Here is a 16,743-nt window from a genome sequence, read left to right as displayed (position 1 = left end):
TGGTTGCGCAGCTTGCCCCCGCGCCTGGCCAGCCCCGACCCTGTTGCCGCGCGCGCTATTTCTCCAGACTGAGCAGCACCAGGCTGAGCAGCTCCAGACTGAGCAGATAGTTGCGCAGCTTGCCCCCGCGCCTGGCCAGTCCCGACCCTGTTGCCGCGCGCTATTTCTCCAGGCTGAGCAGATAGTTGCGCAGGTTGACGCCGCGATTGGCCAATCCCAGCTTGATGCGCACGCTGTTGCGGTGATTCTCCACCGTCTTGCGCGCCACATTGAGGGCGCTGGCGATCTCCTGGCTGGACATGCCGCTGCGAATAAATTCGGCCACCTGCAGTTCCGAGGGGGTCAGTACCGCCAGCAGGCGCTGGTTTCCCTCCTCCTGCAGGCTGTTCTCCATGCTGGTGCGGATAAGCTCCAGGCACATCTTGAGGGCCGGATCCTGGATCTGGGCGAGCTTTTGCTCGACCTCGGGCAGGTGGCGGGCGATCAGTTGCAGACGCGGTTCGCCGGAGGCCGCCGGGTTGTCACCGAGTGCGGCCAGGGAGTGGCCCAGCTCGTTGATGAGACGGTGATCCTGCTCGATGGCGGAGGCATCCTGGTCCTCGCTCGGTTTGATCTGCAGGCACCAGATGCGGACACCGTCCGTGCCATCGTGGGCGAACAGCTCGAAGGCGAGGTTGAGGATCTCGAATTGCAGGGGGGGCAGGTTGGCCCGGATCCGCTGGCGGATGGCTCTCAGGTGATCGGGTCCTACCAGAAACACCAGGTCGTCGAGGCGGCTGAGGGTCAGGGTATCCACCGGATAGCTGGATGCCACCACCTGCTCCTGCTCATCGAAGCTGATGAAATAGATGTCATTGCGCGCCAACAGTCGATGGCAGAGTCCCTGCTCGTCTGTGGGGGTCAGCTTGTTGCTCATGTCCGATCCAGTCCTGCCTCTCTCATCTCGCCCGTGTCTCCTGATCCGTCCGGTTTTCCGCCCCTGTGTTGCCGCCTGTTCACTCACGAAATACCCAGGCAGCCAGGTTTATTTTTATGGGCAATTAACAATTAATAAACATTTTGTGAGGCGGATCCCGAAAACAAGCCGCGCTTTAGTGAGGTATGTCTCATTAATGGCTATAAAACACCTAGATAATACCTACAGACCACTCAATGGATATAGGGAGAATACCATGTTGGCAATGCGCTCACACTGTTTACTGGCGGGACTGATCGCCACCCTGCTGCTGGGCACCCCGGCCCACGGCGCCGATATCACCACCACCCTCGGGCCGAACGGTGAACAGCCGACCCCCTATACCCAGGTAACACTCACCCCGGCCCAGGAGGAGAAGGTGAGGGCCCAGGACTACACGGCCGCCATCCTGATGCACACCACCTCGGACTGGTCCAGTGCCCTCATCAAGGGGGCCAAGGACAAGTTCCAGGAGTTGAACGTCAAGGTGGTGGCGGTCACCGATGCCGAGTTCAATGCCAACAAGCAGAAGACGGACGTGGAAACCGTGATGGCCATGGCTCCCGACATCATTCTCACCCTGGTGGTCGATCCCGTCTCCGGCGCCGCCGCCTTTCGTCCCGCGGTGCAGCAGGGCAGCAAGCTGGTGCTGATCAGCAACCTGCCGACGGGGTTTGAATACGGCAAGGATTACGCCGGCATCGTCACCGATGATCTGTTCGAAATGGGGGGACTGGCCGCCGACATGCTGGCCAGGACGGTGGGGGAGCAGGGCAAGATAGGTTTCATCTACCACGAGGCGAACTACTACGTCACCAACCAGCGGGATCAGGCGGTGCTGACCCATCTGGCCAAGCGCCACCCCGGCGTCCAGATCCTCGCCAGGCAGGGCATCGCCAACGCCAATGACGGCGAGGTGGTGGCCTCGGCCCTCATCACCCAGCACCCGGACATCCAGGCCATCTATGCCCCCTGGGACTCCATCGCCGAAGGGGTGGTGGCCGCGACCCGCGCCGCCGGGCGCAGCGACATCAAGGTGATCACCATGGATCTGGGGGCCGCCAATGCCCTGGACATGGCCAAGGGGCGCAACGTGGCCGGCATAGTGACCGACCTGCCCTACGATCTCGGCCAGACCCTGGCCACCATGGGCACCCTGGCCAAGCTGGGGGAGCGGACCCCGCCCTTCGTCACCGTCTCCGCCGATGCGGTCACCCGGGACAATCTGGCCGAAGCCTGGCAGCAGGCCCTGCGCCGGGATCCGCCCGCCGCCGTGACCAAGGCACTCAGCCAGTAATCCCAGGAGCCGCCGCCGTGGCGGCCATCACGTCCATCACAGGGAAGGAGTCATCACATGGAGCTGTACGCCATCGAGGCGAGCGGTATCAAGAAGGGGTTTGACGGCATCCCCGTGCTCAAGGATGTGTCGTTTCGCCTCAAGCGGGGCGAGGTGCATGCCATCGTCGGCCAGAACGGCGCGGGCAAGTCGACCCTGGTCAAGCTGCTCAACGGTTTTCATGGCCGTGATGGCGGCGAGGTGCTGCTGTTTGGCAAGCCCTGCCGCTTCGCCAGCCCGAAAGAGGCCCAGGCCGAGGGGATTGCCATGGTCTATCAGGACTTGAGCCTGGTGCCGACCCTGTCGGTGGCCGACAACATCTTCCTGGCCGGTGGCGGGGAGCCTGGGTCTCTCATCTCCAACCGGGACAGAATACGCCGGGCCGGGCCCCTGCTGGCCATGCTGGGGGTGACGCTGGATCCGGCCTGCGAGGTGGGGCGCCTGAGCGTCGGCCAGCAGCAGTTTGTCGAGATAGCCAAGGCCCTGGCCCAGAATGCCCGGGTCCTGGTGCTCGACGAGCCAACCGCCTCGCTGTCCAACAACGAGATCAACGAGCTGTTCAAGGTGATAGCCACCCTCAAGGAGCGGGGGATGTCCATCATCTACATCACCCACTACTTGAGCGACATCATGCGGGTCTGCGATGCCGTGACCGTGCTGCGGGACGGCCATACGGTGCTCGCCACCAACACCAGCAACACCAGCGTGGCGTCTCTGGTCGAGGCCATGCTCGGCAGCAAGGGGGATACCAGCCTGAGCTGGCCACGCCCGGCCCCGAGCGCGGATGCCGTTCCCCTGCTGGAGCTGGACGGCGTCTGCAACGGGCAGCTGCACGACATCTCCCTCAAGGTGATGCCGGGTCAGGTGGTGGGGCTGGCGGGCCTGCTGGGCAGCGGCCGCACCGAGATCCTCGAGGCCATCTATGGCCTGACCCCCATCCAGGCCGGCGAGATCCGCATCGAGGGCAAGGCGGTCCGGATCCGCTCTCCCAAACAGGCCATCGCCCATGGCATCAACATGGTGCCCGAGGAGCGGCGCAGCCAGGGGCTGGTGCTCGATTTCTCCGTGGCCGACAACATGCTGATGGCCGCCTACGACCGCCTCAGCCAGGGGCTGAGTCTGGACAAGCCCAAGGGAGACGCCATGGTGCGCGCCCAGATCAGGAGCCTGGGGGTCAAGACCAGCGGCCCCGAACAGTCGGTGCGATTCCTGTCGGGGGGCAACCAGCAGAAGGTGGTGATAGGCAAGTGCCTCTCCACCGAGGCCAAGGTGCTGCTGCTCGATGATCCCACCTTCGGCATCGATATCCATGCCAAGTACGAAATCATGAAGATAGTGGACAGCTATGTCGCCGAAGGCAACGGCGCCATCTTCGTGTCGAGCGAGTATGCCGAGGTCGCCAGCTTCTGCGATCTCATCTACGTGGTGAACAAGGGACGCATTGTCGCCTGCCTGGAAGGGCGGCGAATGAATGAAGAGACGCTGCTGGCGGCGGTTCAATGACAAACGAGGAGTCAAGGATGAAAGAATTAACCCTGCCGGCCCCCAAGGGGAGCCGCATCAACTGGCGCGACTACATCATCTACCTGGTGTTCGTCGGCATCTTCGTGTTCTTCTCCGTGGTGCTCCACGACAAGGGCTTCCTGAGCGCCGTCAACCTGATGAACATAGCGCGCCAGACCGCCACCATCGCCATCATGGCGGTGGGCATGACCTTCGTGCTGAGCGCCGCCGAGATAGATCTCTCCTTCGGCGCCACCGTGGCCCTCAGTGCCATCGTCTCGGCCCTGACCCTGCAGGAGACGGACAGCATACTGTTGGCGGTCTCGGCGGCGCTGCTGGTGGGCACCATGATAGGGGCCATCAACGGCCTGTTCGTGACCCAGGTGGGCATCCCCTCCTTCCTGGTGACGCTCGGGACGACCGGCATCATCACAGGGATCGCCCGCTGGTCTACCTCGCTCCAGTCCATTCCCATCGACAACGATCTCTATGTGTTCATCTTCGGCTCCGGAGACATAGGGCCCGTCTCTGTGCTCTTCATCTGGGCTCTGCTGGTGACCGTCATCGGGGCCCTGGTGCTGCGCAACACCCGCTTTGGCAAGCAGGTGCTGGCCACGGGGGGCAACAAGATCTCCGCCATGTACTCGGGCATCAACATCAACCGCATCAAGCTCTACGTGCTGATGCTCAATGGCTTTCTCGCCGCTCTCGCCGGCATCCTCTACTCGGGACGGCTGCAGAGCGCCCGCTACACCCTGGGGGAGAACGACCTCATGCTGGTGATCGCCGCCGTCATCATCGGCGGCACCAACCTGTTTGGCGGCAAGGGCATGGTGGTGGGATCCGTCATCGGCGCCCTCATCATGGGCATGGTCAACAACGGCCTGATCCTGATGGGGCTCAACGTGGATCAGCAGCTGATCCTGCGCGGCATCATCGTCATCGTCGCCGTCACCTTCACCATGGGGCAGCTCAAGCAGCTTCGCAAAAAATAACTTTATTATCATAGCGTTAAGGACGACATCATGAAGATAGATCCCAAGGTGGCGAACATCATCTCCGGCTGGAGTCTCAAGGAGAAGGTGGGTCAGCTGTTTATTCTGGCCTTCCCCGGCAAGTCGGCCGACAAGATCCGCCCCATGATCACCGAATACAACCTGGGGGGCTGTTATCTGAGCCAGGACAACGGCGATACCTTCGCCGAAGCCCGGCAGCTGACCCGGGAGCTGGCCAGCATAGGGGGCGAGCAGGACCGCCTGCCCCTGCTGCTGGGGGTGGATCAGGAGGGGGCCTGGGGCGTGCTGGTGGGAGAGTCCACCACAGGGCCTGGCAACCTGGCCCTCGGCGTGGCCGAGACGGGGCAGGAGACGGAGCGCATGTATCGGGTCATGGCCGAAGAGATGCGCTTTGCAGGCTTCAACTGCATCCTGGGACCCTGCTGCGACGTCAATCTGAACCCAGGCTCTCCCATCATAGACACCCGGGCCTTCGGTGACAGGCCCGCCAAGGTGGCACTCCATGCGGCGGCGGCGGTGCGTGGTCTGCATCAGGGCGGCATCTGCGGCAGCGGCAAGCACTTCCCGGGGCACGGGGATACCCATGGCGATACTCACAGGGAGATCCCCAGGGTCGACAAGTCCCTGGACGAGTTGCGTGCCCAGGATCTGCGCCCCTTCCAGGCCGCCATCGATGCCGGGGTGGATCTCATCATGACCAGCCATATCCTCTACCCCCAGATTGACGGCGACCACCCGGCGACCCTTTCCCGAGTCATCTTGCAGGATCTGCTGCGCGCCGAGATGGGTTTTGACGGCATCATCATCTCAGACAGCATGAACATGGGGGCCATCGTCCATCACTACTCCCCCGCCACGGCGGCGGTGCAGGCGCTCAAGGCGGGCATCACCATGATCATGCTCTCGGAGGAGCATTACGATCACAGCGACGCCTACCTCGACAAGCAGTTCGCCATGATCCACGGCATCATGGCCGCGGTGGCGGCGGGGGATCTGGACGAGGCGGTGATCGATGCCGCCCTGGCCCGCATCGTCGCCTTCAAGCTCGCCAAACTGGTGCCCATGGCGCGCTATCAGCCTATCGACATGGCGGGAAACCAGCAGGTGGCCAGGGGCTGTGCCGGAGCGGCCCTCACCTGGCTGCGTCAGGTGCCCGAGCTGGGGGAGGCTCCCTTCTATGTGCTCAACGCCACCCCGGCGGCCAGCTATCACAACCTCACCAACCCCAGGGGCATAGGCCCCAATCAGAAGGAGCCGGCCTTCGATCACTTCCTCGCCGCTCTGAGCCGGGGCAAGCGGCTGGTGCGCGCCGTCACGGTCGATCAGCTGGAGAGCCTGGGAGACGGCTGGCTGTTGGTGGTGACCGAGAACCACCCCCTGCCTGGGGAGGATTTCGCCCAGGAGGAGGCCCAGGCCCTGGTGCGCCGACTCAGCCGCGAGGTGGAGAAACTGATCGTCGTGGCGCTGCGCAGTCCCTATGACCTGCTCGGTTACCCGGATGTGCGCTATTACCTGTGCAGCCACTCGGCTCGGCCCGAGAGTGCCCGCGCCACCGCCGAGGTGTTGCTTGGCACGCCGGCCACCCAGCAGGGGAGGGCGGTGAGCCTGGTCAGTTAAGGTTTGGTTTTTCCTGCCATCCCGGATGGCGGGTTATCTCCTAGGTGTCTGTGGTTGGGAGCTTGTGTGGGCGTTTGCCCAGTGATTAATGGACTAATACGAGGGTTCAAGCTTTGAAAACCACCATGAAGATAGTGTCGGCAACCGTGTTGCTGGCGTTGGCTGCCCCCGCCTTGGCGGCGAAGGGCGGCACCCAGGACTTCCTGGATGCGCTGCGCGATTTCGAGTCAGGCATCAATCCCGCGCTGGCCGATTTCTATCTGCAAAACCTCGACAACCCCGTCTATACCTATGCCCAGGTGACGGCGCCGGGTCGTCTGGTGCGAGACTGTTCCACCGGCACCATGCTCTCCGAACCCACCACCATCAGCGGCTTCTTCAACAAGCTGGGGGTGGGCAATATCTACAACCCGGCCACCCCGACCGATGCGGCCATGTTCAGGACCATGCAGTACAACTCCCTGAATGCCTGGGGTTTCATCGGCTATCAGCTGGGGGAGGCGGTGCTGATCGATGCCGGCTACTACAGCCCGAAACAGGTAACGGTGGACGGCAAGGAGTACGACAGCTTCTACATGTTCGTGCCGGACTCCACCTGGGCCGGTTGCAAGACCGAGGCCCTGGCCGAGATCGAGGGCTCGGGTGGCAACAAGGTCTATGTAACGGACGTGAACCGCTGGCAGGGCACCTTCGTCGGCAAGAATGGCGTCAACAGCCTCGCGGATCTGCGCCTGCCCGAGAAGCAGGAGCTGGTGATGCGCGATGCCATGCATTTCAACTATCAGGTGATCAGCAAGCTGCTCAAGGACGCCAACATGACCTGGGCCCAGGCCCTGGCCAAGAGCTGGCCCGATACCGATGACAACGGTCAGCCCATCCAGGTGCAGGCCACCATGTCCGGCATACTGGCGGCGGCGCATCTGCGTGGTGCCTGGGGGGTGGGATCCCTGCTCACCAAGGATCAGATCACCTGCGACGAGCTCGGCACCTGCATCACCAAGTACGTCCACAAGTTCGGTGATTACAACAGCCTGTTCGATACCCCGGGGGACAGCACGACCCAGGGCTCGCCCTATGATGAGGTGCTGACGGCGGGCTGGGGCAATGACACTGTCATCACAGGTGGCGGCAAGGATCAGATCCTGCTCAACGAGCAGGCAAACGGTCTGACCACTGTCAACGACTTCACCGTCGGAGACGATCTCATCGTCTTGCGTGGCTGGAGCCTGGCCGACCCCCTGGCGGATCTGGTGATTGGCGAGGTGGCCGAGGGCGCCGAGCTGCAGTTCGCCGGTCAGCGGGTGCTGCTCAAGGGCGTCAGCGCGGCTTCGGTGCAGGCCAACCCGGCTGCCGTCATCACCAAGTCCGACATCTACACCCTGGCCTGGAACTCGGGCAAGCAGGTGGTGCAGGGCTTCGATCCTGCGGTCGACAAGATTGCGGGCAGCGCCGGCATCGGCTTCAAGCATCTGAAAGCCTATGAAACCGCCACGTCCGTGGTGATGGGTCCCCAGGCGGAAGATGGCGGCATCTACTCCTCCTTCGAGCTGGTGGGGCTGACCCTCAATGATCTGCGGCCCGAGATGTTCAGCAATGTGACCGGCAGTTACGATCGCCTCGGTTACATAGTGCCGCTCAGCTCTCTGAACTGGGGCTGGAACATGACCCTGGTGGTCAATCGCTTCGATCCGGCCAAGACGGTCATCACCACCCCGAGCAATCAGCCGGTGCCTTTCTCCGGCATCAAGCTGACTCAGGAGGGGAGCGATGTGGTCATCACCCTGGTGGAACCCTACGCCAAGGGCGATGCCAAGAAGATAGTGTTGAAGAACACGGCGGTGAACACCATCACGGCCGCCAACTTCGCCGGTTTCAGCGGTAGCTACAGCGAGGCCACCATCGACATTCCCGTCTTCTTCGACATCAGTGTGGACATAGGAGCGGGTGGTACCATCTCTCCGGCACCGGCGAACGGCATCCTGCAAGGGAAAGGCGGCACCAACTTCACCGTCACCCTGCTGCCCGATACCGGTTACAAGGTGAAGTCCCTCATCGTCGATGGGGTGGCGCAGGCCGTGACTGGCAGCTACACCTTCAATGCCTTGAATGGGGCTCATAGCCTGTCGGTCAGCTTCGAGCCTGGCAGCAGTAGCACTTGCCCGGCGAGCTGGGCAACCGGCTCCGTCTATACCACGGGCAATCAGGTGACCTACAACGGCAACATCTATGAGGCCAAGTGGTGGAGCAGCGGCAACGTGCCGAGCGCCGGGGATCCCTGGAAGCTGATAGGCCCCTGCAGCTGAGGGGGCAGCACATAGAGACAGAGCAGACAGGCCCCTTCGCGGGCCTGTTTTCGTGGTGGCGTCCGTTCGCGGCTGGCGCCGGCAGAGGGCAAAAGCGACAGGCCCTGAAGCGGGCCTGTCTGGTAGCAAGGGGGGGCGCCCCCCGGGGGGCGGCAAGGGATCAGGCCGGTTTGTCCTCACCCGGGGCTGGCTGGGGGCTGTGGGACGCTATCTTCTGCTCGTCCCCCTGCATGTTCTTGATGTAGACATCCATTTGGTTGAAGGCGATCTCGATGCCATGCTCCTTGAACAGCCTGTCTATGGTGCGGTTGAGTTCGTCGATGGCGGGGTTGCGATCCCCCAGTTCGTTGACGAAGAAACGCAGCTCGTGGTCCAGGGTGCTGGCACCGAAGGTGAGGAAATAGACCAGGGGTTCCGGCTCCTTGAGTACCCGGCTGTTGGACTGGGCAGCCTGCATCAGCAGCTGGCGGGTCAGATCGAGATCCGAGCCATAGGCCACCCCGACCCGGGCGATGACCCGGGTGACGGTATCGGACAGGGACCAGTTGATCAGCCGCTCCGTCATCAGTTGCTGGTTCGGGATGATCACCTCCTTGCGGTCGAAGTCGGTGAGGGTGGTGGAGCGGATCCGGATCTTGTTGACCGTGCCCGAGATGGTGCCGATGGTGACCGTATCCCCGATCCGCACCGGCCTCTCGAACAGTATGATGATGCCGGAGATGAAGTTGGAGACGATCTGCTGCATGCCAAAACCGATGCCGACCGAGAGACCGGCAGCGAGCCACTGCAGCTTCTCCCACTGGACGCCCAGCATGGCCAGGGTGGTGAGGGTACCCACCCCTATCAGGGTGTAGTTGAGCATGGTGGTGATGGCGTAGGCCGACCCCTGGGCGAGGCGCATCTTGGATAGCACCAGCACCTCCAGCAGACCGGGCAGGTTGCGGGCCAGCGACAAGGCGCCCGCCAGGATCAGCAGGCCTGTGATGACATCGCTCAGGCTGATGGGGTAGAGCACGGCGTTGGCACCTGTCCCCTCGCTCTTGTGCCAGAGCACCACGCTGTCGAGGTAGGTGAACACCGCAATCAGATCGGACCAGAGCCAGTAGAAGGCGACGCCGAAGATGGCGAGCAGCACGATGCGGGTCAGCCGCAGGGATTGCTGGCTCACCTCTTCCAGCGCCATGGGTTGCTCCTCGATGGACTCGCTCCCTTCCGCATCCTCCTGGGCCTTGTGCTCGCGGCGCGCCACGGCACGGCGCCAGGCGAGGCGACGGGCCGCCAGCTCCAGACCGCGCAGGGCGGTGCGATAGACCAGGCTCCACAGCAGCAGCAGGTAGAAGGACTCGATGAGCCGGCCGGTGAGCTTGAGCGCCGTGTAGTAGTAACCAAACAGCACCAGGCCGATGAGGGCGATGGGGGTCAGCACCAGCAGCAGGGTGAACAGGGAGGACATCATGCCCAGGCCGCTCTTGAGCCTGGTGCGCAACAAGGGGTAGAGCAGCCAGGCCGTGAGTCCCAGCAGGATCAGGGTCATGGTCTGACCGAGGACATCGTTGCCCAGGGTGGAGGGTTCGATCACCGCCTTGGTGGAGAGCATGATGAGGGGCATCAGGGTGAACCAGAGCGCGCGCAGATGCTTGTGCTTGCTGATCAGTTCCTCTTTGGGCAGACGAAAATGGAGTTCGCCCATGCCCCCCGGCCGCATGACGGCGAGGTAGATGCTGAAGACCAGGTAACCCAGGGCCAGGTTGAGGGTGATCTGCATGGTCAGGTTGACGCTGAGCAGGCCGTTGTAGGCGATCAGCAAGCCGGCTGCACAGATGAAGAGCGCCCCCGGCAGGGAGAGCAGGGCCGTCATCAACAGTGCCTTGGGGGTGTGCCACTGGCTGTCTTGCCGAAAACGTCCCAACTCCTTGTTGATGCGTTGCAGGCGTTGCTTGATGGCCTGGCGCTTCCACAGCAGCAGCAGCCCTATGATGATCAGGGGCAGGGCGAGCAGGCTGATGGCGAGCAGCACCTTGAGCCAATCCTTGGGTGTCAGGGTCCAGTCACTTATCTGCTTGGCGACCTGGCTCGGCCAGGAGAGGAACCACTTGCCGTCGATGGCCTTGTTGCTGCTGACCCAGAAGATGTGCTGTTGCAGGGTCAGCTCGATGGAGGCATAGACGCGGGCAAGCTGCTGCTGGGTCAGCTGCAGGCTGATGGCATTGGTGAGCTGGGCGTCGAGCTGGCGGTTGAGCTGGTCGAGCAGTGAAATCCGGGTATCGAGCAGGTGCGAGAGGTTGTCCCTGTCCTCCTCGCTGACGGCGAGGCCGCTGCTGTCGATCAGCTTGTCGAGGAACTGGTTCTTCTGAAACAGCTGGTCTCGCTGCTGGCTCAATTCGAACTGGGCCAGATGCAGGTCGGCTATCTGCTCCTCCAGGTTTTTGACCGCGCTGGTGGGGGCCGTTTCCAGCTGCTGGTAGAGCTGATAGAGGATCCGTGACAGCAGCAGGTTGCCCTTGAGCATCTGCACCTGTTCGTTGAGGTTGCGTTCGGTCTGGGTGCCGCGCTCCAGCCAGCTTTTGGCCTGCAGATTCTTCTGCATCAGGGAGTTGAGGTTGTTGGTGGCCGAGACCAGCTGCTGGCTGAGCTGGTGGTTGAGCTCCTGCTCCCGCTGGACCAGGGGGTTGTCCTGGTTGGCGACCAGCTCCCCCGTCTGCTCGGCGGTCTTCTCGGTATTGCCGAGTCGCTTGGCACTGATCTCCTTTTGCAGCAGTTGCAGCTTCTGCTCTTCCAGGGCGAGACGGGCATTGTGATAGTCCCGCTGCTTGATGGCGAGATCCTGCATGCTGGTGCGGTTGTCCAGCTCCTTTTGCAGGTAGGCGAGCTGCAGGTCGAGCAGGGCCTGCTCGGCCGTCAGCTTGCTGCGCTCGGCGCTGCTCACCCCGTCGCCGGCATTGAGGCGGTTGCGCAGCTCCTGGCTACGCTGGTACGCCTTGCTCATGGTGCTTTGTGCCCGCTCGGGCAGGGTCTGCAGATTGGTGATCTGGCTGGCGATGGCCCCCAGTGATTCCTGGGCATTCTGCATGTTGGCCATCACCTCGGGCTGACGGCTCTCCAGCTCGTCCAGACTCATGGCGGCGTACTCGTTGGCTATCTGCTCGGCGCTCTTGCCCTGAGCCAGGGCCTCGAGGCGAGTCGATATCTCCTTGAGATCGGCGGGCAGGGCCTTGATCCGCTGGCTCTGGACCTTGGCCTTGGTGTTTTCCTTGTCGATGCTGTCGAGCAGGGCGAGGGTCTCGCTCAAGAAGGCCTTGTCCGCCTGCTGGCCGGCGGTCAGGTTGTCGGACTTTGACAGGGCGTCGAGTTGACGCTGGACGCCGTCCTGCCGGGGGAGATCCTGGGCCAGGGCCTGACCTGCCGACAACATGATGAGCAGAGACAGCAGGGTGGCGACTCGTTTGAACGTGAATGAGGGCATAGAGGTTCCGCTGATGACCTTGAGAGCGGGTAAGACCCGCACTGATAATTGCGCGAGATTCTAGCACTCACCTCGCTGGTGAAGCAGAGGGGGCAATAAAAAAAACGGCGCCCGAAGGCGCCGTTTTCATCTTTCCTGTCGCTTACAGCACGTGGACGGAGGCGGTGTTGGTGGTACCGCTCGGTACCAGGGCACCGGAAACCATGACGACTACGTCGCCCTTCAGGCCCATGCCGCTTTCCAGCGCCGCTTCCTTGCCGATGCGATAGAAATCGTCGGTGGAGGCGATGTTGTCAACCACGTGAGTCATCACACCCTTGGTCAGTACCAGCTGGGCAGCGGTCTTCTTGTTGGTGGTGATGGCCAGGATCCAGGCTTTCGGGAAGTACTTGCGGATGGCCTTGGCGGATTTGCCGCCTTCGGTTGCTACCACGATCAGCGGGGCATCCAGCTTCTGAGACGTCTCCACCGCGCCTTTGCACACGGCTTCGGTGATGCGCAGCTTGTTGCTGTCGTTGGCAGCAGACAGGTTGGACGGCATGACGCCATCGGTACGCTCGCAGATGGTGGCCATGATGGTCACGGCTTCCAGCGGATACTTGCCCTTGGCGGACTCACCGGACAGCATGACGGCATCGGTGCCGTCCAGGATGGCGTTGGCCACATCGCCCGCTTCGGCGCGAGTCGGACGCGGGTTCTTGATCATGGAGTCCAGCATCTGGGTCGCGGTGATGACCACTTTGCGAGCCTTGTTGCACTTCTCGATGATCATCTTCTGGGCGAAGATCACCTCTTCCACCGGGATCTCGACACCCATGTCGCCACGGGCAACCATGATGCCGTCGGAGACAGCCAGGATCTCGTCGAAGTTGTCCAGGCCTTCCTGGTTTTCGATCTTGGAGATGATCTGGATATTCTCGCCACCGTGGGCCTTCAGGTGCTCACGGATTTCCAGCACGTCTTCCTGCTTGCGGATGAAAGAAGCAGCAACGAAATCAACACCTTGCTCACAGCCGAAGATGAGGTCGCGCTTGTCTTTCTCGGCCAGGGCCGGCAGCTTGATGGAAACGCCCGGCAGGTTGACGCCCTTGTTTTCACCCAGATCGCCGTTGTTGAGCACCTTGCAGATGACTTCACGTTCGGTGATTTCGATGACGTCCATGCCGATCAGGCCATCGTCAACCAGGATACGGTTGCCGACGCGCAGATCGTTGGCGAAGCCGGCGTAGGTCACGGCGACCTTGTCCTGATTGCCAATCACGGTCTGATCAATGGTGAAGGTGAATGTCTGGCCGGCGACCAGAGAGACATCGTTGCCACCTTCCAGTTTCATGGTACGGATTTCCGGACCCTTGGTGTCGAGCAGGATAGCGGCTTGCTTGCCAGTCTCGGCCATGACTTCACGCAGGTTGTTGATACGACCGCCGTGCTCGGCGTAATCACCGTGAGAGAAGTTAAGGCGCATGACGTTCATGCCGGCATCCAGCATCTTGGCCAGCATTTCTTTGGATTCGGTCTTGGGACCTATGGTGCAGACGATTTTGGTCTTTTTCATGTCAGTCTTCATGGTTAAGGAGTTTCCGCCGAGTAATATACACCAGTTTTTGAATACTTTTTATGATCCAGAAACAACGTTTTGAGCCAAAAATGCCTCATTTTGCGCGATAACGTTTTCGTGACCACGAGATTTTAGGCCCTAAAATAATGGCACTTTTCGCATCGAGCCCATATGTGGCTGATGGGTCATGGATCTGGCAGACAGGGAAGATGTAGTTAAATGACGATCTGGACCGACCTCTTGTTGCGGCCGGTGAAAGCATGCCTTCACCGGCCTGGGTGGGGGCCAGAGACGTGATCAGGATGCTAGAAACGATAGGGGAAACGGATCCCTATGCTGTAGTCGGGGGCGTCTGTCGTTAACCCTGCCGACCAGTTGACCGCCATGGAGAGCTTGTCCGTCATGGCCCAGGTTGCGCCCATGCCGAAGCTGGCAGCATTGGCATCGGAGCCCGTCACCTTCTCCATGGGGAAACCTTCGGAACCCTGCTCCGATTCCAGCGTGATGCGCTGGTTGATGTTGAATGACAGACTGAAGCGCTCGTTGAGGGCAAACGCCACCCCCAAACCATATTCGTACCAATCACCAAGCTGTATGCTGCCCGGCTGGTTGCCCGGTAGGTAGGAGATATCATTAAAGTTTCTTTTGAGGCTATGCCCATAGTTGAGGTTGGCGAACAGGATGGCCGGATCCAGGGTCTTGACCAGAGAGAAACCGGTCGAGAGTTGCCACAGGCCGTTGCCGGTGGCCAGCTCCTTGGGGGTGATGAGGTTGCCAGATTCCGAGGTATCGACTTCTATGCCGTAGGGATCCTTGCCGGTCGGTGCCTTGGCTCGCAGGTTCCAGACCAGATCCGGCCAGTTCTCGTCTTCGGCTAGCACCCGGTAATAGATGGCCAGGCTCAAATCGCCCAGACCACCATCTGTGACGCTCTCCTCCTCGAAGTCACGACTGGAGTTCTCCTTGCCCGTGCTTTGGTAATTGGTGCTGCGCATCATGTAGGGAACGGCCAGTTCCAGCTGCCAGCGATCATTGATGGTGTAGCGGGTGACAAGGTCGGCAACCCATTGATCCGAACGAACCCGGTCGAGGTTGATCTCGCCGAGGAAGATGGCATCGAGGGCAAGAAAGCCACGCAAGGCGAGATCCTTGCGATTGTAATGTTGATAGGAGAGGCCGAAGTCGAGTACCCAGGCTCTGTCGAACACATTATGCTGCTCGATCATCAAGTCTTCCGTGCTACGCCCGGCCTCCGGGGTGCGACGTGTCGTATCCGCCTGGGCGGCCGTCGCTCCCGCCGTACCCGCGACGGCGCCAATGGCTGCCGCCGCGTTATTTGAACTGGCTTTGACGGCCTCCAGACGGGCTTGTATCTGGTGGAGTGCCTGGTTTTGCTGGATCAGCTGTTGTCGCAGCAGGTCGAGTTGTTGTTGTAGCGCTTGCTCTTCCGCACTGGCTGCCAGACAGCTGAGCGGAGCCAGTGTCAGTAACACAATGGCGTGTTTTTTCATTGGATCCATCCTTGTTGATTTTTGTCTTTGTGTTAGCGCCGTCCAATGATGTCAAGTCAGCAAGAAACGTTAGCGGGAGAGCCAGATGCGGGTCTGATTAAGTGCTCGCAAGCCATCTCCTCTTACTCGGTTGAGCTGCAACAATCCCCGGCTGAAGTTGTCTCCTCGCAGACTCTGTTCCAGTAGGACGTGTCCATCGGCCGAGTTTAGTTGCAGTCCGGCATAATTGCCTGATATCCGATAACTGGCGGTACCGAGTGCCCCCTGGCTCTCATAATTGCCGGCGACCACGCTCTGACCCACATTGGGTTGGGCGTTCAAGGCGATGCCGGTCTGGTTGACGGCGCTATTACCGCTGCCTTGAAGCTGAAGCACCTGTACCAGGCCAGAACCATTGATGTTGCTGGCGGCGGGGGCTTGCTCCTGAGTCTGGCTCTTGAGCGTGGAACCGGGATCATTCTGGATGCGGATATCCAGCTTGGGGTTGTTTTGGATCACGCTCAGGGTCAGGTTCATGGCTGCCGTCTGTTGTGCCTGGGCCGTGGTCAGGGTCGAGATGAACTCGATACCGAAATAGCGGATCCCTTGTGAGTTGACATAGCGGCCACGCAGGTTCGCCAGCGCGCTGTCTTCCAGTTGGGGGGCAAAGCTCTCCGAGAGGTGAGCCAGGGGATCCGGTAGAGCCAGAGCCGGGCCAGCCAAGCCTGTCAACAGGCTGGCGAGCCAAACAGAATGTAGGTTGTTCATATCGGCCTCACATCAGCTCCTTGTGCTGGAAACCAAACTCCAGCAAGGAGGTTTCATTGATTGGCGCGAACAGGCCATCTTTCCCTCGCACCGAGAGCGGGGGAGCAGGGTTGGCCAGTGGGGCATCCGGGCGGTATCCGGATCCGATCACTGCCAGCAGGATCCCGTTCCAACTCTCTTTGAATTCGTTGAACGAGATGATGCGATTACCAAGGGCTGGATCGGCCAGATAGACGCGGTCTTGTTTATCGATGGCACGCAGCACGGCGAAGTGCTGATAGCCACGAATATTGAGGAGGACTATGGTCGGGACTCTCACTTGGCGCAGTTTCTCATCGTCAAGTCGATAGCCTCTGACCCGCATGCCCAGCATTTGCAGATACTGCTTCATGTCGAGCATGGAAAAACCATAACGTTGTACCAGGGCTGGATCGGCCATGGCCATCATGCCATCCATGACCCAGCGCTCATTGGTCACTTGACCATAGGCGTAGCGCAGTATGGTCGCCACGGCGGCGGCCCCGCAGCTGAAATCGGTATCTTGGCGCTCAATATTGGCAAAGCGCCGCTCCATGATGCTCTGAACTGGCTTGTTAAGACCGCCAACAGCCGGAAGGTGCTCACCAATAGGCAGGTTGGCAGCCCAGACTCCTTGGCAGAACAGCAAGAGAACTAGCCAGCGCATCTTCTCCTCCTTGAGCAGATAAAAGAGGGGGCCTGAGCCCCCTGTATAG

Annotated in this window: 11 protein-coding genes; 5 read left to right on the top strand and 6 right to left on the bottom strand. The window is 61.1% G+C overall.

The genetic code is table 11. The annotated features are described in order from the left end of the window. Positions 1-160: 160 nt before the first annotated feature. Positions 161-916: a helix-turn-helix transcriptional regulator gene (locus ACEUCR_RS05290; protein ID WP_041999866.1), complete on the bottom strand. Its 756-nt coding sequence runs from the start codon at positions 914-916 to the stop codon at positions 161-163. 256 nt (positions 917-1,172) lie between these two features. Between ACEUCR_RS05290 and ACEUCR_RS05285 the strand changes: the two genes are divergently transcribed. The 5 genes from ACEUCR_RS05285 (at position 1,173) to ACEUCR_RS05265 (ending at position 8,730) form a co-directional block, all read left to right on the top strand. Next, a complete protein-coding gene (locus ACEUCR_RS05285; protein WP_408788571.1) occupies positions 1,173-2,252 on the top strand; it encodes a substrate-binding domain-containing protein in 1,080 nt (359 codons plus the stop codon). 57 nt (positions 2,253-2,309) lie between these two features. Next, positions 2,310-3,794, top strand: a complete 1,485-nt coding sequence (locus tag ACEUCR_RS05280) for a sugar ABC transporter ATP-binding protein (protein WP_408758731.1) — start codon at positions 2,310-2,312, stop codon at positions 3,792-3,794. Positions 3,795-3,811: 17 nt separating this feature from the next. Next, a complete protein-coding gene (locus tag ACEUCR_RS05275; protein WP_408788568.1) occupies positions 3,812-4,789 on the top strand; it encodes an ABC transporter permease in 978 nt (325 codons plus the stop codon). A gap of 30 nt (positions 4,790-4,819) precedes the next feature. Continuing rightward, the gene (locus ACEUCR_RS05270; protein ID WP_408788565.1) at positions 4,820-6,427 is read left to right on the top strand and encodes a glycoside hydrolase family 3 N-terminal domain-containing protein; all 1,608 of its coding nucleotides are present in this window, start codon (positions 4,820-4,822) and stop codon (positions 6,425-6,427) included. A gap of 113 nt (positions 6,428-6,540) precedes the next feature. Beyond that, positions 6,541-8,730: a carbohydrate-binding protein gene (locus ACEUCR_RS05265; RefSeq protein ID WP_408788562.1), complete on the top strand. Its 2,190-nt coding sequence runs from the start codon at positions 6,541-6,543 to the stop codon at positions 8,728-8,730. 160 nt (positions 8,731-8,890) lie between these two features. Here the strand turns inward: ACEUCR_RS05265 and mscK are convergent, their stop codons facing one another. The 5 genes from mscK to ACEUCR_RS05240 all read right to left on the bottom strand — a co-directional run bounded on the left by mscK (position 8,891) and on the right by ACEUCR_RS05240 (position 16,694). Next, the gene (gene mscK / locus ACEUCR_RS05260) at positions 8,891-12,193 is read right to left on the bottom strand and encodes a mechanosensitive channel MscK (protein WP_392443188.1); all 3,303 of its coding nucleotides are present in this window, start codon (positions 12,191-12,193) and stop codon (positions 8,891-8,893) included. A 142-nt stretch (positions 12,194-12,335) separates the two neighbouring features. Then, a complete protein-coding gene (gene pykF / locus ACEUCR_RS05255) occupies positions 12,336-13,748 on the bottom strand; it encodes a pyruvate kinase PykF (RefSeq protein WP_041999885.1) in 1,413 nt (470 codons plus the stop codon). A gap of 308 nt (positions 13,749-14,056) precedes the next feature. Further along, on the bottom strand, positions 14,057-15,262 hold the full coding sequence (locus ACEUCR_RS05250) for a transporter (protein ID WP_408788559.1): 1,206 nt from the start codon (positions 15,260-15,262) through the stop codon (positions 14,057-14,059). A 69-nt stretch (positions 15,263-15,331) separates the two neighbouring features. Further along, the gene (locus ACEUCR_RS05245; RefSeq protein ID WP_408788556.1) at positions 15,332-16,009 is read right to left on the bottom strand and encodes a hypothetical protein; all 678 of its coding nucleotides are present in this window, start codon (positions 16,007-16,009) and stop codon (positions 15,332-15,334) included. Positions 16,010-16,016: 7 nt separating this feature from the next. Further along, on the bottom strand, positions 16,017-16,694 hold the full coding sequence (locus ACEUCR_RS05240; RefSeq protein ID WP_408788553.1) for a C39 family peptidase: 678 nt from the start codon (positions 16,692-16,694) through the stop codon (positions 16,017-16,019). Between the last annotated feature and the right edge of the window lie 49 nt (positions 16,695-16,743).

Source organism: Aeromonas bivalvium (genome assembly GCF_046078285.1).
Classification (GTDB): domain Bacteria; phylum Pseudomonadota; class Gammaproteobacteria; order Enterobacterales; family Aeromonadaceae; genus Aeromonas; species Aeromonas bivalvium.
Note: the sequence above shows the minus strand (reverse complement) of the source record. Positions and strands in the feature narration are given on the sequence as shown.